The 19,949-nt window shown below is 35.8% G+C and carries 21 protein-coding genes; 12 read left to right on the top strand and 9 right to left on the bottom strand.

The genetic code is table 11. The features are described 5' to 3' along the window. Positions 1-16: 16 nt before the first annotated feature. A complete protein-coding gene (cpeB, locus tag AC6EI0_RS09705) occupies positions 17-565 on the bottom strand; it encodes a phycoerythrin subunit beta (protein ID WP_413677301.1) in 549 nt (182 codons plus the stop codon). A gap of 229 nt (positions 566-794) precedes the next feature. Here cpeB and AC6EI0_RS09700 point away from each other — a divergent pair, with 229 nt between their 5' ends. The 3 genes from AC6EI0_RS09700 (at position 795) to AC6EI0_RS09690 (ending at position 4,825) form a co-directional block, all read left to right on the top strand. Further along, complete coding sequence (locus tag AC6EI0_RS09700) at positions 795-1,019, top strand: DUF8630 family protein (protein WP_498506712.1); 225 nt, start codon at positions 795-797, stop codon at positions 1,017-1,019. 88 nt (positions 1,020-1,107) lie between these two features. Continuing rightward, positions 1,108-3,525 carry an ATP-dependent helicase gene (locus AC6EI0_RS09695; protein ID WP_498522326.1) on the top strand — a complete coding sequence of 806 codons (2,418 nt, stop codon included), beginning with the start codon at positions 1,108-1,110 and terminating at the stop codon, positions 3,523-3,525. A 43-nt stretch (positions 3,526-3,568) separates the two neighbouring features. After that, positions 3,569-4,825, top strand: a complete 1,257-nt coding sequence (locus AC6EI0_RS09690) for a tRNA nucleotidyltransferase/poly(A) polymerase family protein (RefSeq protein ID WP_498522325.1) — start codon at positions 3,569-3,571, stop codon at positions 4,823-4,825. Positions 4,826-4,840: 15 nt separating this feature from the next. On the opposite strand, the gene selD is transcribed toward AC6EI0_RS09690, so the two are convergent. Beyond that, complete coding sequence (gene selD / locus AC6EI0_RS09685; protein ID WP_498522324.1) at positions 4,841-7,021, bottom strand: selenide, water dikinase SelD; 2,181 nt, start codon at positions 7,019-7,021, stop codon at positions 4,841-4,843. Here selD and mtnP point away from each other — a divergent pair. Next, on the top strand, positions 7,007-7,939 hold the full coding sequence (mtnP, locus tag AC6EI0_RS09680; RefSeq protein WP_498522323.1) for an S-methyl-5'-thioadenosine phosphorylase: 933 nt from the start codon (positions 7,007-7,009) through the stop codon (positions 7,937-7,939). The two genes, selD and mtnP, sit on opposite strands and share 15 nt — an antisense overlap. 71 nt (positions 7,940-8,010) lie before the next feature. Here mtnP and AC6EI0_RS09675 read toward each other — a convergent pair whose 3' ends face one another. The 5 genes from AC6EI0_RS09675 to AC6EI0_RS09655 form a co-directional block, all read right to left on the bottom strand. Continuing rightward, positions 8,011-8,208, bottom strand: a complete 198-nt coding sequence (locus AC6EI0_RS09675) for a photosystem II reaction center protein J (RefSeq protein WP_011294298.1) — start codon at positions 8,206-8,208, stop codon at positions 8,011-8,013. Positions 8,209-8,219: 11 nt separating this feature from the next. Further along, entirely contained in the window at positions 8,220-8,339 is a 120-nt protein-coding gene (gene psbL, locus AC6EI0_RS09670) for a photosystem II reaction center protein PsbL (RefSeq protein ID WP_011294297.1), read from the bottom strand. Between the two features lie 29 nt (positions 8,340-8,368). Further along, the gene (psbE, locus tag AC6EI0_RS09665) at positions 8,369-8,617 is read right to left on the bottom strand and encodes a cytochrome b559 subunit alpha (protein ID WP_011294296.1); all 249 of its coding nucleotides are present in this window, start codon (positions 8,615-8,617) and stop codon (positions 8,369-8,371) included. Between the two features lie 107 nt (positions 8,618-8,724). Next, positions 8,725-9,741 (bottom strand): photosynthesis system II assembly factor Ycf48, encoded by a 1,017-nt coding sequence (locus AC6EI0_RS09660; RefSeq protein ID WP_498522322.1) that lies wholly within the window; start codon positions 9,739-9,741, stop codon positions 8,725-8,727. After that, the gene (locus AC6EI0_RS09655) at positions 9,738-10,163 is read right to left on the bottom strand and encodes a rubredoxin (protein ID WP_498522320.1); all 426 of its coding nucleotides are present in this window, start codon (positions 10,161-10,163) and stop codon (positions 9,738-9,740) included. Before AC6EI0_RS09655 ends, AC6EI0_RS09660 begins: the two co-directional genes overlap by 4 nt. Positions 10,164-10,247: 84 nt before the next feature. Between AC6EI0_RS09655 and AC6EI0_RS09650 the strand changes: the two genes are divergently transcribed. The 3 genes from AC6EI0_RS09650 to AC6EI0_RS09640 are packed head-to-tail and all read left to right on the top strand — an operon-like array spanning position 10,248 to position 11,889. Next, complete coding sequence (locus AC6EI0_RS09650; RefSeq protein ID WP_011294293.1) at positions 10,248-10,610, top strand: NAD(P)H-quinone oxidoreductase subunit 3; 363 nt, start codon at positions 10,248-10,250, stop codon at positions 10,608-10,610. Continuing rightward, entirely contained in the window at positions 10,601-11,350 is a 750-nt protein-coding gene (gene nuoB, locus AC6EI0_RS09645; protein ID WP_498522319.1) for an NADH-quinone oxidoreductase subunit NuoB, read from the top strand. Before AC6EI0_RS09650 ends, nuoB begins: the two co-directional genes overlap by 10 nt. Positions 11,351-11,367: 17 nt before the next feature. Next, positions 11,368-11,889 (top strand): NAD(P)H-quinone oxidoreductase subunit J, encoded by a 522-nt coding sequence (locus AC6EI0_RS09640; protein WP_498522318.1) that lies wholly within the window; start codon positions 11,368-11,370, stop codon positions 11,887-11,889. A gap of 1 nt (position 11,890) precedes the next feature. On the opposite strand, the gene AC6EI0_RS09635 is transcribed toward AC6EI0_RS09640, so the two are convergent. Beyond that, positions 11,891-13,288, bottom strand: a complete 1,398-nt coding sequence (locus AC6EI0_RS09635; RefSeq protein WP_498522317.1) for a gluconeogenesis factor YvcK family protein — start codon at positions 13,286-13,288, stop codon at positions 11,891-11,893. Positions 13,289-13,415: 127 nt separating this feature from the next. Between AC6EI0_RS09635 and AC6EI0_RS09630 the strand changes: the two genes are divergently transcribed. Further along, positions 13,416-14,201, top strand: coding sequence for an ABC transporter ATP-binding protein (locus AC6EI0_RS09630; RefSeq protein WP_498522316.1), 786 nt, complete (start codon positions 13,416-13,418; stop codon positions 14,199-14,201). A 4-nt stretch (positions 14,202-14,205) separates the two neighbouring features. After that, positions 14,206-15,051 (top strand): MlaD family protein, encoded by an 846-nt coding sequence (locus AC6EI0_RS09625; protein WP_498522315.1) that lies wholly within the window; start codon positions 14,206-14,208, stop codon positions 15,049-15,051. 11 nt (positions 15,052-15,062) lie between these two features. Here the strand turns inward: AC6EI0_RS09625 and bchD are convergent, their stop codons facing one another. After that, complete coding sequence (bchD, locus tag AC6EI0_RS09620) at positions 15,063-17,213, bottom strand: magnesium chelatase ATPase subunit D (RefSeq protein ID WP_498522314.1); 2,151 nt, start codon at positions 17,211-17,213, stop codon at positions 15,063-15,065. A gap of 47 nt (positions 17,214-17,260) precedes the next feature. On the opposite strand from bchD, the gene folK reads away from it, so the two are divergent. The 3 genes from folK (at position 17,261) to AC6EI0_RS09605 (ending at position 19,949) form a co-directional block, all read left to right on the top strand. After that, positions 17,261-17,842, top strand: coding sequence for a 2-amino-4-hydroxy-6-hydroxymethyldihydropteridine diphosphokinase (folK, locus tag AC6EI0_RS09615; RefSeq protein WP_498522313.1), 582 nt, complete (start codon positions 17,261-17,263; stop codon positions 17,840-17,842). Between the two features lie 68 nt (positions 17,843-17,910). Continuing rightward, the gene (locus tag AC6EI0_RS09610) at positions 17,911-18,471 is read left to right on the top strand and encodes an NUDIX hydrolase (RefSeq protein WP_498522312.1); all 561 of its coding nucleotides are present in this window, start codon (positions 17,911-17,913) and stop codon (positions 18,469-18,471) included. Continuing rightward, positions 18,468-19,949, top strand: a complete 1,482-nt coding sequence (locus AC6EI0_RS09605) for a cryptochrome/photolyase family protein (protein WP_498522311.1) — start codon at positions 18,468-18,470, stop codon at positions 19,947-19,949. Before AC6EI0_RS09610 ends, AC6EI0_RS09605 begins: the two co-directional genes overlap by 4 nt.

Below are 19,949 nucleotides of genomic sequence, written 5' to 3'. Positions count from 1 at the left end.
AATCCAAGTTGACTAGTCAACTTAAAGCCTCTATTACAAGATCAAAATAGGATGCTGCCTCAGCCGCAATATCTTGACATTGTGCTCCTGAGCCAGAATTAATTCCTTTAAACATTTTTCGTCCTGTATTTGTCTCAGTCATAATTGCAACTGTCGCAATCTTCATTATTTCAACTGCTCTTATAGCATTGGACGTTGGGACTCCAAGAGCCAAATAAGTTTCTTTTAAACCATTTAGACATCTATCTTCAAGAACAGAAGGATCGCCTGCGAGAAGTGCATAGCTAACATATCTCAGTATAATTTCCCCATCCCTTAAACAAGCTGCCATTCGACGTGTTGGATAACAATGTCCCCCTGGCTGAGTAAGTCCAGTATTTTCACAAACCATTCCTGCTACTGCATCTGCAGCTATGCAAGAAACGTTTTGAGTTATCGCAAGGGTTGCATCAATTCTTTTATTTGCATCTGCAACGTACTTTCTTAAATCTGCAAGATCTTCACTTCCAATTGCTGCACCCTTGGCGTCAGCACTTACAACTGTTCTAGAGAAAGCATCAAGCATCTTTTGACTACCTAGCCTCTGTAAATAAAAAATCGATCAAGTAAGGACTTAATTAAGTCATCACTTAATTCAACTTAAGACTTACCGTCAAATTTCACTCAAAGAGACCTAAGAACGCAATGCTTCTTAACTGTATCAAAGATTTTTTGCTAAAAGCATCATGAAGTTATCTCAAAAAGCTTATAAGTAAAGGGGATATTACTAATTTGAGCTATTGTTGAGATAAAAAATGCGAAGTCCTACAGAAGAAGAGTTAGAAGAATCGATTAAAGCACTAACCGAGTACAAAAATCGTTTAGAGAAAGAAGTGGTAACTATTTCAAATAAGCTAAAAATGCCTCAGAAAAAAATCAACACAATCATCGACTCGCATTCAGAGCTTAATCAAATAAAAATAATACTTTCCAAGCTAAATAAACAAAAAGATAATTTAGCTTCTAGCTTGATATCATAAATTTAGTTTAATTACATAATTAATATAAAATGGTCTCTATTAATATCTCAAAAACTAAATTCAAAACAATGTATTTTCAGTCTATAAAATGAAAAAATCAAATAATAATTTTTTAAATGGATTAAATCAGGCTCAGTCTCAAGCAGTTGATCATTTTCATGGCCCATTATTAGTTATAGCAGGAGCAGGGAGCGGCAAAACCAGAGCTCTTACTCATCGTATTGCACACTTAATTATTGAATATAATGTTGATCCAAGCTCTATTCTTGCAGTAACTTTTACCAATAAAGCTGCAAGAGAAATGAAAGATAGGCTTGAATTACTTTTAGCAAAAAGATTAGCAAATATAAGTCATGGAAAGCCATGGACTGCTTTACAAGTAGCAGAACAAAGACAAATTCGTAATCGTATATATCGTGAAATCAGTCGTGAATTATGGATAGGAACTTTTCACGCTTTATTTGCAAGATTATTACGCTTTGACATTGACAAATTCAAAGATCCTGAAGGATTGACATGGACTAGACAATTTTCAATATACGATGAAACAGATGCACAAAGTCTCATTAAAGAAATAGTTACACAAGACCTACAATTAGACCCTAAAAGATTTGAGCCCAAGAAAGTCCGTTGGGCAATTAGTAACGCCAAAAATCAATGCTTGCTGCCTGATGATTTGTTAAAGAGTCAAGAGGGTCAAAGAGGCAAATTAGTTGCTGAAACTTATAGACTTTATAGGAAAGCTTTAGCAGCGAATAATGCATTAGATTTTGATGATCTTCTATTAATACCTGTTCAATTACTACAGCAAAATGAGAAGATAAGAACTTATTGGCATAATCGTTTCAAACATGTTTTAGTCGATGAATATCAAGATACGAATTGGACACAATACGAATTAATTAAACAATTGGTTACCAATGGCAAAGATCCATCTTCCTTTAAAGATTGGAATAATCGATCGGTTTTTGTTGTTGGCGATGCAGATCAAAGTATTTATAGCTTTAGAGCTGCCGACTTTCGAATACTGATGGGATTTCAAGAGGACTTTGGAAAGAAAAACCTAGAAAATACAAACAATTCAACTCTCGTAAAACTGGAAGAAAATTATCGGTCTACCTCTACCATCCTCGAGGCCGCCAATTCATTAATTTCTAACAATAAAGAAAGAATAGATAAAGTTCTTAGAGCAACCAGGGGAGAAGGCGAGCCTATTAAATTAACAAGGTGTGACGACGAGATAGCAGAGGCAGAGGCAGTTATTCATAGGCTAAGAATTTTAGATGCCTCTAATCCAGAATTGAATTGGGGAGATATGGCTATTCTTTATAGAACTAATGCTCAATCAAGAGCAATTGAGGACTCATTAGTCCGATGGAGTATTCCATATATTGTGGTTGGAGGATTACGTTTTTATGATCGAAGAGAAATTAAAGATCTATTAGCTTATTTAAGGCTTTTAATTAATCCATCTGACAGTGTCAGTCTTCTTAGAGTTTTAAACGTTCCGAAAAGAGGAATTGGTAAAACAACAGTTCAAAGATTAAGTGATGCTGCTAGTCAATTAAAGATTCCTCTTTGGGAAGTTGTAAATGACCCCGAAGCTGTCAGATCTCTTGCTGGAAGATCAGCCAAAGGTCTCATAAATTTTAGTGAGCTTATCAATGAATTACAAAGTCATCTTCTTTCTTCTAGCCCTGCCGAGTTAGTTCAATTGGTTTTAGAAAAAAGTGGCTACTTGAGTGAATTAATTGCGACAGGAACAGATGAAGCAGAAGAAAGAAGACGTAATCTTCAAGAATTAGTTAATGCCGCTATGCAGTATCAGGAAGAAAGTGAAGATGCAAATTTAGAGGGTTTTTTATCAACTGCCGCTTTATCGAGCGATGCAGACAATAAAGACACTGCTCAAAATCGAGTCACATTAATGACTCTTCACAGCAGTAAAGGCTTGGAATTTCCTGTTGTTTGTCTTGTGGGAATGGAGCAAGGCTTATTCCCAAGCTATAGATCACTTGATGATCCATCTTCACTAGAGGAAGAAAGGCGACTTTGTTACGTAGGACTTACAAGAGCAAAAGAAAAACTATTTCTTTTTCATGCATCTGAGAGAAGAATGTGGGGTGGAATGAGAGAACCTGCTATCGCATCTATTTTCCTTTCCGAGATACCAGAAGAGCTTGTAAAAGGGGATATTCCATTGTCTGGTGGGGCTACCTTGAGAAGAGAAAAAAATCTAGATAGGCTAACAAGAATTGATCGACAAAGTAATAAAAAAAATTTTCCTAGTAAAGCTGAAAATGCAGTAAGGAAAACATACTCAGGTCCCTCGATTGGAAAGAGATGGTCAGTTAACGATAGAGTTGAACATTCCTCATTTGGAGAAGGGAAAATAACCCATGTTTTTGGTACAGGAGAAAAAATTTCACTCGCTATAAAATTCTCAGGAATGGGACCAAAAATATTAGACCCAAGACTAGCACCGTTAAAATTAATAGATGAGTAATAATCAATCTTAAAAATCGTGATTAAATAAAATCATATTTCTCATGGAATTATTTGATAAATCTACAATTGAAAAAGAGATAAAAGAATTACCCAGTGGAATTCTAACTATTCTTTTAGATGTAGCTAACTCAGTTGATATAAAATATATTGCAATAGTTGGTGGAGTTGTAAGAGACTTAATAACAAAAGCAAATAATAAAGATTATAAAATCATCTTCAATGATCTAGATTTAATAATTGAAGGGGAAACATCAAGCTATGTAAAAGAATTGCAAAAAGTTCTTGGAGCAGAAAGAGTAAAAGTTATTCGCGACAACACAACTTATAAAACCTCAGAAGTAATAATTGATAACTTAAAAGTTGATATAGCATCTGCTCGTGAAGAAACTTATCCCATACCTGGAGAAAATCCAAAAGTCGAATTATCAACAATCAAAAAAGATCTAATAAGAAGAGATTTTAATATAAATGCAATGGCAATTGAACTCAAAGATAATAAATTAATAGATTTATTTTCAGGATCAGATGCAATTGAGAATAAGAAGATGGACTTTTTGCATGAAGCTAGTGTTTTAGAAGACCCAACTAGAATTATTAGAGCTTCTCGCTATTCTGCTAAATTGAATTTTAATCTATCGAATCAAGCCTTAAAGCAAATAAAAGATACAATAAATCTTTGGTCATGGAATTGGCATATTGGAGATAATATTGATCTAGCTCCTTCAGCATTATCAATAAGGTTAAAAATGGAGCTAGAGTTGCTGCTAGAAAGTAAAGATTGGAAGAATGCATTAAAAAATCTACAAGCTTTTGAAGGGCTAAAAATATTAGACTCAAAATTACAGAACGATCAGCGCATCATTGAAAAAATTTTCATTGCAAGGAAGTCACAGATAGAACCCTTAACAGCATTAGTTTATGAATCTAAAGATCCTATCTATCTAGCAAGAAGATTACACTTAAATAAACAACAAAAAGAAATAATAGAAGGAGCATGTCGATTAAATAAATATCTAAGACACATAACAGCTAATCATTTATATAAAAATTGGTCTCCATCAAAGTGGACAACAACCCTAGAGGAAATAAATGCTAATGAATCATCTTTCATACTTGAAATATGCAGAGAAAACCCGCTGAAAGAATATTTAAAATCTTGGCTATTTAACTGGAAAAATATAGATTCTCCAATAAAAGGAGATGAATTACTAGCTAAAGGTTGGAAGCCCGGTCCAGAAATAGGAATAGAAATAAAGCGACAAAGAATGAAATTAATTGATGAAACAATTATTTCTTAAAGATTTAATAAGTATTTATTCAGAAATAAATCCTATCCTAATCCAAGGTCCTTGCTTTATAAGTTTTTCTGAATAAATAGATGGGCAACTAACAACCAAAGGGCCACAAGTTTGTGGGTCTATTAAAATTTTTAACATGGCAATATAAAACGATCTATCAGATTTAAATTCTTGAGATACGAGCTCAAATCTTAAGTTTTTATCTCCTTCAATATTTTTTAAGAAAATTTCATTTGCAGGAGATAAAGTACTTTCAAATCCTTTATCTAAAAGTTCTTTTACACCATCATAGACTGGTATATGATCGAGCTCAAGAATGATTTTCAAAGGTGCTAAATTCATTTTTAATTGATCTTTATTTGTAGATTCCAACATCTCAGATAAATGACCTAGCAAACCAAAACCAGTAATATCAGTACATGCATTAATTATTCTTGAGTGTGGATTTATATTTGTTAATTTATTAATATTATTTATAATATGATGCTGACTTTTATTCATCTCTTTTAAAACAGAATCAATTACATAAGGCTTTACTTGACCATTCATAAATGCAGAAAATACTATTCCAGTACCTAAAGAGCGGCTAATTAGAATGTGATCTCCTTTTTTCATTCCACCCTTAGGCCAAAAATATTTTTTATCCTCTATAATTCCATTTACAGTTAATGAGCTTTCAATACCTAGAGCGAAAGGCTCTTCCAACATTTTTCTTGATTCTAATGTATGCCCTCCTACCAGTTTTGCGCCCTGAATATTTAAAGCAGAATTAATACCTTCCAATACTTGATATAACAATTCTTTTTGCAAATTATTAGATAAGGATGGCAAGTTCACAACTGATTGTGCAGAGATTACAGTTCCTCCGCATGCCCAAATATCAGAACAAGAATGAAAAGCCAAAAGCCTCCCATTTAGCCATGGATCACTAATTAAAGAAGGGAAACCATCTACACTTTGTATCAAGGTCTGACTAGAAGAGAGTTTTGCTATATAAATAGAGTCATCTGTCGAAGGTTCTATTAAATCTAATTTTTTCAACGCTGAAATCAATGGAGTAAAAGCTATTTTTGCTGCGCATCCTCTACATTTAATCATCTCTTCATCAGCAAACATTGCTGAATCTTTATCTTTAATAAGATAAAACTTAGAGACAAATTCTTTATCAATTGATTCTTTCAATCTTGATAGAAAACCAAAAGGGCCAATGATCAATTCACCCCAGGATATAAAAGCTTTGGATCCCTTATTTATAAAATTGATATCTAAAAGTTGTATCGCTTTTCTTTGAGGGTTCCATTCCTTAAGTTTTAGACCTTTACTCATAGACTCTAAATTCTTTGCCAGTGGTTTTGATGAACGTACTGCCCATACTCCAGAGGCAGGGCGGGGATGATTCTTGATCACTCCACAATCTCCTACTGCAAATAACTCTGGATAATTAAAAACTTGAAGAGTCTTTTTTGTTAATATCCTCCCATCTTTATCTACAGGCAAACCACTATCTTTAATCCAGTCAAATGATTTATTACCTGTACATATTAATTTGGGATAATAAATAGATGGATTCTTTTGTGTGATCTCAATCTTTAAATCTTTTAATTTTTTAAATAGATTTTTACTAAGTTTTCTTGGTGATCTAACTTTTAAGATAATAGACCTTGTTGGCCATCTTTTTCTTAGAGAAAAAGCTAATTCAACCCCAGCAAATCCGCTTCCAACAATTACAAACGGTGTTGCAGAAGAATTATCCTTATGGATATCTTGATCTAAAATAAATTTATAAGATTCAGAAAAAGGTTTAATTGGAACAGCTAAATCTTCATCTCCTTCTGTTAGAAATTCAGATTTTAAGTTAGTTTTTGATCCTATATTCAACGATAATAAAGAATATTCAATTTCTGGGCGTCCTGCTAAAAGTAATTTTTTTTTCTTAGAATCAATCCCCTCAATTTCAGCCATCACAAATGAAACTCCTGCTTTTGCAGCAAGGTCCCTTAGATCAATTAGTATTTCATCAATCTTATATTTACCTGCTAAGACACCTGGGAACATCCCAGAATAAATTGTAGTACTTGCTTTATTGACTAAAGTAATCATTCCAGCAGGCTTCAATTTTGGATTCATTGCCCATCTGCGCAAAACAAGGGCATGAGTATGACCACCACCAGCTAGAACGATATGATCACTGAACATGATTTTTTGAATATTTCTGGGACACAATCAGATGCCTATGATTTCAAAAAAGCAAGATTAGGAATTATTGGCGGAAGCGGACTATACAGGATAGAAAATCTAAAAAATATAGTCGAGTTAAGCTTAGACACTCCCTATGGAAAACCTTCTAATAAGTTACTAATAGGCAATCTTTTTGGCTTAGAGATTGTTTTTCTAGCTCGCCATGGAGAAAAACATACTTTAAATCCAAGTGAAATCCCATATAAAGCAAACATCTGGGCTATGAGGTCATTGAATGTTAGATGGTTAATATCTGCATCAGCTGTGGGATCACTAAAAGAAGATATCAAACCTTGCGACATAGTTATTCCTGATCAATTTATTGATCGAACTCATCAAAGACCATTGACTTTTTTCAATAATGGAGTTGTAGCTCACATAAGCATGGCAAATCCTTTTTGCGAAATTCTTTCTCAAATACTTTCGCAAGAAATAGAAAAACTTTTAACTAAAGAAAAAAAAATGCACATTGGAGGAACATATCTTGCTATGGAAGGACCAGCATTTTCAACAAGAGCAGAATCAAATTTATATCGAGATTGGGGATGCTCAATAATAGGTATGACAAACCATACAGAAGCTAGGTTGGCAAAAGAAGCAGAAATTGCTTACTCAAGCCTGTCCATGGTTACTGATTATGATTGCTGGAATCAAAATTCCGAAAATGTATCCGTTGAAATGGTCATTGAAAATCTTATGGAAAATGCAAATTTTGCAAAATCAATAATCTCTGCTGCCGCTAAAAGAATCTCATCATTAAGACCTTCAAGCTCTTCTCATAATGCATTGAAAAATGCTTTAGTTACTCCAAAAGAGCACGTACCAAATAAAACTAAAGACAAGATCAAATTATTTACAGATAAATATTGGAATTAAAAAACCAACCGACAATAATTGTCAGTTGGTTCTTAGGTTATTTAAGATAAATAGTATTTTTCTAGTTAAAACTAACCAGCGTTACCGATACCAGTGTATGAACCGTAAAAGAAAATACCAAGAACAAAAATAACAGCTGTTCCACCTGCAGTAGCTACTAACCATAAAGGAAGTGCTCCCTCTGTCCACCGTCTTTCCCAGGAGACTGCAGGCATACCATTTGGTAGACGATCTCCTGCTCGTCCATCAGGTCCTTTTAATTTGCTCATGATAAAGAGTTTTAGTTAAAGAAGTAACTGGAAAAAAGAATTCCCATTACAAAAACAAGTAAGAGTCCAAGATAAAGACTTGTTCGGTTTAATTCAACCGGAACTTTATTTGGATTTGGATTGACTTGCATGGATAATAAAGCAATCAGATGAAATTTGGTTATTTCAGACGCGTGTCAAGTTCAGCCTTGGAATCAAAGCGCTGAACAACAACAGGAGCTTTGCTTTCTCCAGCCTGAAAATACGTATCTGGTCTAGGAGTTCCAAAAGCGTCGTAGGCAAGCCCAGAAGACACAAATAGGAATCCTGCCACGAAGATCGCAGGAAGTGCCACTGCATGGATGATCCAATAGCGGACACTTGTAATGATCTCAAAAAACGGGCGTTCCCCGGTAGAGCCGGCAGCCATAGCCTCACTTAATCAGCTCAGTGATCTTATCAAGCGAAATCAAAAGAAACGAACTGTGTTGCAAGGTGGTTACACAGAGTCACGGAAATCATCAAAAATTAATGGTTTTAACCCTGCCATCGCAATAAATTGCCCCTTTCGCCGAATACAAAACCCTTCAGACTGTCACTATTAGAATCTTTCGAAAACAAAATTCTAATGAAATTTGTTGGAACAAATTCACCAACAGGATCTTTTTCCCAAGTTTGTCCATCATCATTGCTGACTAATAAAGTTCCACTTCCTCCAGCAGCCCAAATGGAATTAGATGGATCCCAAGCAAGATCTTGATAGTTATAACCGTTCACGATTGGGATGATGGGCTTTGACCAGGAGTCGAGATCATCAGAGTTTGCATTAAATCTGATTTCAGCACCTCTAGAAAGCATCCATAAATCGCCATTTGGCTGCTCACCAACACTTTGCACTCTCTTGCTACTTGCTCTTTGATGGGGACTCCATGTTGTCTCGCCTGGATTTAGAACTGAAAAAAAGTTACCAAGACTACTAACACTTAAATAACCACCGCTATTTGTACGTCTTAATTCTCTTACTCCTCCCGAGCCAGAGGTATCAAGAACCATTGCTTCCCAATTTGTACCTGCATCAGTTGTTTTATAGATTGCTCCAGCAGTAGTTGCCAACTCAGCAGAATCAGTGTCGATTGTTGTTATCAAATATGGATCTCCTGGCAACTTATTTCCCAAATTGAGTCGAGTCCAATTTTTCCCTCCATCACTTGTATGAAGAATCAAACCTGGTTGACCTGCAATCCATCCTTCTTGGCCTTTAAAATCAACGCTTATCAGACGAAAATTCCCTTCGCTTGGAATATCCAAATTTCTTTCTTTCCAAGTAATTCCTCCATCATTTGTCTCAAGAATCAACCTATTTGTACCAACTAAAAACCCATTCTTATCATCTACGAAGTCAACGTCTAATGGGTTTGCTTCAGTATTGAGGTCAATAAGTGACCAAGGACTTGACGAGCCCATTGAAGCGTTACTTACAGTACAACTACTAAGAGCTATTCCAACTATGAAGACAAGAGTCAAGTTAATGACATTTGAAAACAGACGTTTCATTTCAAAGAATAAAGAGAGAGAAAACAGGCAGCGGCTAAAGCCAGGCTTCCAAAAATAAGAACGTTTTTCTGGCCTGAAGGAAGTTTATTAAATCCAAAGCCATAAGTAAGGTTTTCTTCAAATCCACTAGGCTTTGATTTAGGTCCTATATCCTTATATCCACCAAATCCTACTCGACAGACTGGACATCTAAACTTGTCTCTATCTATATCTACAAATGCCGTTCCTGGTTCAATTTTTAGCTTTTTTATACCTTCATCGGGGTCATAAATAAAACCGCAGCTCATGCACTCGAAGCGATTTAATTTTGAATCAAATTCCTCGGTTGAGCTTTTTGGTTCAAATGAAATTATTTGATTTTGTTTTTCATTAGAATTGAGATCTTCAAAAGGATTTGATTTTGTTTTTGTGTCTTGACTCACAGTTTTCACTTACACATATAACAACTCTATGGCACAAATCCATAAAATGACTGTCAGAATGATATTGAAATCAGTAATTAATTCATGTTTTCCCTTCAGGGTTATGAGTATTTCTTAGGATTTCTTCTGATTTCCGGAGCCGTTCCCATTCTTGCTCTTACAACAAATAAGCTAATAGCGCCAAAAAGCAAAGCTGGAGAAAGACAACTTACATATGAATCAGGAATGGAGCCCATTGGAGGTGCATGGATTCAATTTAATATTCGTTACTACATGTTTGCACTTGTTTTCGTTATATTCGATGTCGAGACAGTGTTCCTTTACCCATGGGCAGTTGCATTTCACAAACTGGGGTTATTAGCATTTATAGAAGCACTTGTTTTTATCACAATATTGGTTGTGGCATTAGCATATGCATGGAGAAAAGGTGCCCTTGAATGGAGTTAAATCCCTTGAACAAATCTCCCTCTTCCGAAGCAGTAAGAAATCTTAGAGAAGCTTCCTGTGGCCCTGTCGGAACGCCTGCAGTAACAAACGATCTAAGCGAAAACATAATCCTTACTAGCCTTGAAGATCTTCACAATTGGGCAAGACTAAGCAGTCTATGGCCGTTACTTTATGGAACTGCTTGTTGTTTTATCGAATTCGCAGCTCTAATTGGATCTAGATTTGATTTTGACAGATTTGGATTGGTACCAAGAAGTTCTCCTAGGCAAGCTGATCTCCTAATAGTTGCAGGCACTGTCACAATGAAAATGGCACCTGCACTTGTAAGGCTTTATGAGCAAATGCCAGATCCAAAATACGTAATTGCCATGGGAGCTTGCACTATTACAGGTGGGATGTTCAGCGCAGATTCAACTACAGCAGTTAGAGGTGTTGATAAACTAATCCCAGTTGACCTTTATCTTCCTGGGTGTCCTCCAAGACCAGAAGCAATATTCGATGCCGTTATCAAATTAAGAAAAAAAGTTGCCAACGAATCAATTTCTGAGAGATCGAAAATTACTCAAACTCATAGGTATTTAACCATTCCTCATAAGATGAGGAGATCCGAGCCCAAAGTCAACGGGAAATACCTTAGTGCAAAAACACAATTGATTGCGTTAAATCCCTCTCTATCAGAGGAATTTGATAAATCTTTAAAAGAGGTTCAAAAAATATCTGAAGAACTTTCAAGTAATTAAACCCCTCCTTAATAAACATGACAAATGATTCAAAAATAATAGTTGAAGAAAAAAACACTGGCCCCATAAGTGAATGGCTTACCAAGAATGGATTTGAGAACATTCCTCTCGAAAATGATCACCTAGGCGTTGAAGTTATAAAAATCATTCCAACCAATCTCCTAGCAACAGTTGAAGCATTAAAAATTGAAGGATTTAATTACCTCCAATGTCAAGGTGGATACGACGAGGGACCTGGTTTAAATATAGTTTGTTTCTACAATTTAATAGAAATGAGTGAATTTAAAGAAGATATTTCTCCTCGTGAAGTAAGACTAAAAGTATTTCTTAATCGTGATGGGGATATGACTGTTCCAAGTTTGTATAGTCTTTTCAGAGGCGCCGATTGGCAAGAAAGAGAAACATTTGATATGTATGGTGTTAATTTCAAAGGGCACCCTCATCCAAAAAGACTTTTAATGCCCGAAGACTGGAAAGGTTGGCCACTAAGAAAAGACTATATTCAGCCAGATTTTTATGAAATGCAAGATGCGTACTGATTCATTTCCTTTTTTTGTATCTTCTATAAAATCTCATTATTGCTAAAGCCAGACTTCTTGGATCATGCCTCAAAGTTGGATTAATCTTTGAAGCTTGAAGAGAGGCTAGATAAACCTTATAGCCTCTAGATGCAAGATCGATCTTATTGCATTTGACTGGTTCAGACCCTTTTGATTTGTAGTAATCAATAAGTGGAGAAGGTTCTAATTCATCTTGAGCAAGTATTGAACTAAATATTTTCCTTGTAATTCCAATGGATGCCAATTGAGCTTCCATCGCCCTTACATGACCTGAAACATCAAGTCCATCAGTTTCACCTGGTTGAGTCATTAAATTGCATATATAAAGTTTTGGAGCTTTGCTTTTCTCTATCGCTTCGACTATTTCAGGAACAAGCAGGTTAGGGAGGATAGATGTGTACAAACTTCCTGGGCCTATCAAAATGATTTCAGCATTTCTTATCGCTTCCAAAGCTCTAGGCAAAGCTGGGGGTCGCGCAGGATAACAACCAATTCTCATTATTGGTGCGCATGCTTTCCCAATAGCCGATTCACCATCTATTCGGTCACCATTTTCAAGTTCAGCCCATAATTGAACATCTACATTAGTTGCTGGTACAACTTGACCCTGAACAGCTAGAACTTTACTTGAGGCAGTAATTGCTGTCTCTAAACTTCCAGTTATTGCAGTTAAAGCAGAAAGGAAAAGATTTCCAAAACTATGTCCTTTAAGTCCACTTCCAGCAGGAAAACGATACTGAAAAAGACCTGTTATTAGTGGCTCTTCCGTTGCTAAAGCTGCTAAACAATTTCTAATGTCGCCAGGAGGCTGAACTCCAAGCTCTCTCCTAAGAACTCCACTACTTCCTCCATCATCTGCAACAGTAACTATTGCTGTAATTCGACTGCTATATCTTTTTAAACCTTTTAATAATGAAGATAAACCTGTTCCTCCTCCAATAGCAACGATATTCGGACCCCTATTTAATTTTTGTTTAGCTCTTAATGCATCAACTAAAAAAATATTTTTCTTGGAACCTAACGCCTGCTTAATAGATTCAAAACTTCTTCCTTGTCCCCAAATCAACAGAGATATCCCTATCAAAAAGACTATTGGTCCAGAAATATTTCTAGGGATGAAAGTTGTTATGAATCCTAAAAACAAAAAAAGCATTTCTACAACCCAATAAATTGGACGCAGATCAGCCCATATTGCCGCTCCAATCAAAGCAATTAACAAGCCCAACCCAGATGTGATCATCCACCTCTTCACTACTAGACCTGGCAATAGCCATCCAATTGCTCTTTTAAAGCGCGTATAAAGTTGAAAAGACAAACTAGCGAAAAAGGTTTTACGCAAAGTAGAGCTTTTAAAATTTCTTTTTCTTCTTTTTTTCAATGGATTTAAGTTAGAGAAGATTTCAACAAAGAGACCTCAATAATTAATTCATATAAACTCTAATTAAGCTTCACAATTTACGTATCTCATACAAAATGAGATACGTAAACAAACATTAGGAGAGAGTGTGCAAAAAAACACTCAAGTAATGTTGATGAAAAATCTCAGTGTGGAGCTGGGATCAAAGAAAGTTCTCAATGAGGTTAATCTTGCCATGAGTGCTGGTGAGAGGCTGGCAATTGTTGGTCCATCCGGCTCAGGCAAATCAACAATACTTCGTTTATTAGCTGGATTACTCTTACCTTCCAGAGGAAGTCTTCAAATATCCGGAATTGAACAACAATATTTAAGGCTAGATCAAAATACACCCCCCGATGTGAGATTAGTTTTCCAAAACCCAGCGTTATTAGCATCTTTAACTGTTAGGGAGAATGTGGGGTTTTTGCTTGAAAAACAACAAATTTTTTCCAAAGAGATTATTAACCAAAAAGTCATAAATTGTTTACAGAAAGTAGGCTTATATGATGTCGCAGAAAAATTTCCCAATCAACTTAGTGGAGGAATGCAAAAAAGAGTAAGTTTTGCCCGTGCCTTAATTAGTGAATCGAAAAAAGGGAAAGGCTCAATTCCACTTCTACTATATGACGAACCAACGGCTGGTTTAGATCCAATAGCTTGTACTCGAATTGAGGATCTAATTATTAAAACAACTGATGCTGCTGATGGCTGTTCAATCGTAGTTAGTCACGTTTCAAGTACAATTGAAAGAACGGCCAATAGAGTTATTTTGCTTTACGATGGAAAGTTTAAATGGGATGGATCTATAGATCAATTTAAACAAAGTGAAAACTCCTATGTAAAACAATTTCGCACAGGTAATCTTCAAGGACCAATGCAACCTGAGGACTTTTAAATTTATGCGTAGAAGTTTACGAGATGCATTTGTTGGATTTTCACTATTAGGTGGATTGGTTATCTTTTCAGGAGCAATGCTTTGGTTAAGAGATTTTCGTTTAGGCTCTAAAACATGGGAAATATCTGCGAGCTTTAAAGATGCAACTGGTCTTGCCAAGATGTCTCCAGTTACTTATCGGGGAATCATTGTTGGTTCTGTCCAAGAGATAAATTTCACCCCAAATACTGTTGATACTAAAATTAAATTAAACAATGATAATCTGATTTTACCAAAACCTGTAATAGCTAAAATAGTTACAAGCTCAATGCTTGGCGGAGATGCTCAATTATCATTAGTTGCAATGGGCAAGTCATTAAATAGAAAAGAAATAATTACAGTCAAAAACGAATGTCCAAACAAAAGAATTTTATGTTCTGGAGATAAGATTAAAGGTGTAGAAATGACAAGCATATCTAGTTTGACGGAGGGTATAAATGGAATAATTGATGAAGCAGATAGACAATCAATCGTCAATAAAATATCAGAATCTATTCAACAATTTGATAGAACTCAAGCCAACCTGGATGAACTTGTTTTATTATCGAAATTAGAACTTCTAAGAGCAAAACCTATCATTTCTGAATTAACAAAAGCTTCTATTCATTTAAATAATATTCTTGAAAGTCTCGACAATCCAAAGACCCTTAAAGATATTCAGGAGCTTGCCGCAACATCTACTTCACTAACAAAGAAAATTGATCAAATGAGTTCAGACATGGGAAATATTATGGAAGATAAAGAACTCTTAGATGCTTTAAAAAGGGTGACTATAGGTTTGGGTAAATTATTTGATGATATATATCCTTAAAAAAACGAGTTTCAGGTGACGCTATTAATTGCATCCATTGCAATTGAAGCAATTGCTTTATCACTTGCCTTGGGTAATTGTACATATTTGCCACCAGATGCCTCAGCCAAATCTTTTCCCATACCGCTTGCAATAAACTTTCTTTCTGTATCAATCACAAGCAACTTAATGCCAAGTGCACGATAGCGAGAAGCAACATCAAGAACTTCTTGCTTCAAGTCAGGAGGTTCTTCTCCCTCAAGAATAGGTTGTCCTAATGAAGTACTTAATGGAACATTCCCTCGTCCATCAGTTATTGCTACGACGACGACCTGGCCGAGGTCTCCTGTTGCTAAAGCATTTGCTCCTACTCGTGCAGCTTGAGTCAACCCATGCGCAAGTGGAGACCCTCCCCCACATGGCATTGCCTCAAGTCTTCTTTTTGCAGCAGTGATTGATCTTGTAGGAGGAAGCAAAACTTCTGCTTGATCTCCTCTGAAAGGAATGAGTGAAACCTCATCTCTATTTTCATAAGCTTCAGTTAGCAGACGAATAACAGCTCCCTTGGCACTTTGCATTCTATTTAGAGCCATTGAACCACTTGCATCAACCAAGAAAATAACTAATGCACCTGCCTTGCGCTGGAGTAATTTTGCACGCAAATCACCCTCCTCAACAATAACTTTTCTATTAGGTTCTCTTTCTCTTCTAGCTTTTTGATAAGGAGCTGCAGCTCTTAAAGTTGCATCTACTGCAATCCTTCTAACAGGACCTCTTGGAAGAATTGGTTTTACATATCTTCCTCGGTTATCACTTAAAACAGCTGACCGACTTCCGCTATTTCCACTCTTTGATTTAGCTGATGAAAAAAGCAACAAATCAGGATCAACAGCACATGCTTCTGGGTCAAGCATAAATTCTTCAGGAATGGGAGGGGAAGACTCTTCATCTTGCTCCTCCTCCTGATCTTCTTCTTGATCTTCTTCTTGATCATTATTGTCTTCCGAATCTTCTGGAGGAGGCGGCGGCGTCTGATCTTCTGGCGCTGGGGGCTCCATTTCCTCTTCTGAGGGCATTTGCATTGCCCTCGGAGCAATTACGAGTCTTACTGCCGCCTTCAGATCTTCTGCGTCGACTGAATCTCTCCCGCATAAAGCAGCATGAGCCTTTGCAACTCTCACTGCATACAGCTCTGACCTATGACCTTCTACGCCTCCACGAATAGCCTCAACAACTAAGTATTCAATTTGATCCTCACTGATTTGAACATCTGGAAGCCATTGCCTTGCCAAAAGTAATTGCGTTGATAGAGATTCTGTATCTTCAGCCCATTTCTTAGAAAAAGCTTCGCTCGACTGCCCATGAGAAATAGCAGACTGGGTTATTTCAACTCTTTGTTCATTTGTAATTAATTGATCTGCAGACAGCACAATTGCAAATCTGTCCAAAAGATGGTCCCGCAATGCCCCTTCTTCAGGATTATAAGTAGCAATCAATAGAGGACGACATGGGTGACTTAGACTCAATCCTTCTCGTTCAACTTTATTTTCTCCTGCCCCAACCGAAGCTAGAAGAAGATTAACAATGCCATCATCCAATAAATTCAATTCATCTATGTACAAAACTCCTCTGTGAGCTTCAGCTAGCAGACCCGGCTGAAATACTGGTGCTCCACTTGATAACGAAGCAGCAACATCCACAGCACCAACAAGCCTATCTTCGGTTACTCCCAAGGGAACCTGAATAAAAGGAGCAGGCACAACTTTTTTAGGGAGATTTTCTAAGTCATTAGTATTTTCAAGATTTCCAATATTTTTCGTAAATAGCTTTTTAGTCAAATCATCCCACTCCCCTGAAAAAGAAGGATCTAAATTTCTACCCGCTGGATAAATAAATGAATCATCATCACCTTTCATATTGATTAATTTTTCTAAATCAATTATTTCAATAGGTGGTAGAAGTGCGTGCAACCCTCTTGCTAAAACCGATTTACCAGTGCCACGACCACCTGCAATGATCACACCTCCCAACCCGGGATCCACAGCCGCAAGCATCAAAGCAAGCTTTAAAGTTCCATGACCTGTAATTGCAGCCAAAGGGAAAGAACGATTAGCTCTATCCATGACAGCTATGTCTTTTTTAGCCGAAGACAAATTGTTGTTTTTCAATCCGCTGGAAACCATAGGGTTGGATAAATCAAGCAAATTTTTAAAAGTCTTTTAATATTCGCATGACTTATGCAAAACAAAAACCAGAATTGAAACTCGTCATCTCAATAGGCGCGAATATCCCTGGCATTCTTGGAGATCCCATAAATACAATCGTTGCCATAAGGCCCCAAATAGAAAAAAGCATACTTGAGTGGAATATTGATTTAAATTATCCAGAAAATCACTCTCAAAATATTGATAAGTCTTTATCTTTCCAATGGGCGCCGCTGTTTGAGACTGAACCTCTCGGGGTTCAAATTAACCAACCTAAATTTATTAATACTGTACTAGTTGTAGAAGGGAAAGGATTCGCCACAGTTAAGCCAAACGAAGAAGCAGCTATTTATCTAATGAAGAAATTTTTAGAATTAGAAAAAGTCGCAGGCAGAAAAAGAGAGAACACAGAATCTTTATGGGGGCCAAGATCTTTAGATATTGACTTCATTTCTTGGGGAGAACTGCAGGTAGATAGCAGAACTCTTATTTTGCCTCATCCAAGATTAAGTGAAAGAAACTTTGTGTTAATTCCCCTTACAGAAGTTTTATCAAAAGCTCAAGGGAAACCGACAAGAATACATTCCAAAAATATTTGGCCTGAATAAAACTCGTAACAAAAATCACCAACCTTTTTTCAAAAAATCAGTCATCCTATTACTAATAAAAAAAATGCATGTCTATTCCAGGACCTGAACCATCAGAAATTATTGAGACAAAAGCTTGTCTTGATGCAAAAAAAATTCGTTTTGAAATTAATAAATTTCTTTTACCTAATTCAATGGAGGGCGAATTCGGAGTCATTCGTCATCCAGGAGCAGCTTTGGCAGTACCCATAACAGATTCTGGAGAAGTCGTTATTCTTCGTCAATATAGATTTGCTTGTTCGAGAAGAATTCTTGAATTTCCAGCTGGGACATTAGAAGCTGGTGAAAGTCCTCTTGAATCAATTAAAAGAGAAGTTCAAGAAGAAAGTGGTTACTCTGCCAAAAGATGGGACAATCTTGGAGAAATGCTTCCATGTCCAGGATATTCAGATGAAACAATTCATCTCTTTCTTGCAAGAGATTTAACTAAACTTAAACAGAAGCCTGAGGGCGATGCAGATGAAGATATTGAAGTATTAAAAATTGCACCCGAAAAGTTAAATGAAATTATTGCAAGTGGGGAAGAATCACTGGATGGTAAAACTATTACTGCATGGTTCAGAGCATGTCAAATCTTGAATAAAAAATGACAAAGTTTCGATCAATATTTTGGCATAGAAGAGATTTAAGAATTGAAGACAATATAGGTCTATTTGAAGCAACTATAAATTCAAAAAATCTCATAGGATTATATATTTTAGACCCTAATCTTTTAAATCTAAATAGAACTACATCTGAGGCTAAAAATTGGTTTTTGGGCGAAAGTCTTTTAGAGCTTCAAAAAAATTGGCTAAAGAGAGGAAGCCGTTTATTAATATTGAAAGGAGATCCTATTAAATTAATTTCTAAATTAGCTAATTTAATAAAAGCTGAATGTGTTTACTGGAACGAAAATATTGAGCCCTATGAAATCAATAGAGACAAAATAATCACAGAGCAGCTAAAAAAAGATAAAAGAAAAGTATATACATTTTTAGATCAATTAATTGTTAATCCAATTAATATTAAAACAAACAATCAAGAACCTTATAAAGTATATGGGCCTTTTTATCGTAAATGGATTGATATAATCAATCAGACAAATATAACTAATGAATATTCAATAGATATCTCAAGAACATCTGAGAAAATTCGAGGTCTAGATGATAAAGAATTGACACTAATTAAAAACTCAGATTTAAACTATTGCATAACAAAAGAAAGTAAGCCTATTGATGATTTACTCTCTTTAAATAGATTCAAGGATACTAATCTTTGTCCTTGTAAACCAGGCGAGTCTGAATCAATAAAGCAATTAAACTTTTTCATAAATTCAGGAATTATAAATTCATATAATGAAGCAAGAGATATTCCATCATTGGAATCAACTTCTAATCTAAGTGCTGCTTTAAGTCTAGGGACAATAAGTTGCAGGGCAGTATGGAATGGGGCTCAAAAATCAAAAAATCTAGCGATAAATCAATATCAAATAAATTCTATTGATACATGGATAAAGGAACTTGCTTGGAGAGAGTTTTATCAAAATGCTCTTATTAATTTCCCAGAGCTTGAGAAAGGTCCATACAGAGAAAAATGGTTAAATTTTCCATGGCAAAATAACTCTGATTGGTTTGAAACTTGGAGGAATGGATTAACTGGTATCCCAATTATTGATGCTGCAATGAGACAACTTAAGCATTCTGGATGGATGCATAATCGTTGCAGGATGATTGTTGCTTCTTTTCTAGTAAAAGATCTTTTAATTGATTGGAGATGGGGAGAACTTTTCTTTATGAAAAGCTTAGTTGATGGTGACTTGGCATCAAATAATGGAGGTTGGCAATGGAGTGCTAGCAGTGGAATGGATCCAAAACCTATGAGAATATTTAATCCATTTAGACAAGCTTCGAAATTCGACGAAAATGGTCATTATATCCGAAAATGGATTCCGGAGTTATCACACATTTCGACACCTAATTTACTTTCAGGTGAAATAATTTCTGCGGAGAGAAATGGCTATCCAAAACCTATAATAAACCATAAAAAACAAACATCAATCTTCAAAGAATTATATTCGAGTATTAAGTAA

The sequence above is a fragment of the Prochlorococcus sp. G5PB11 genome, assembly GCF_059772425.1.
This window is presented reverse-complemented; position numbering and strand designations above follow the sequence as displayed.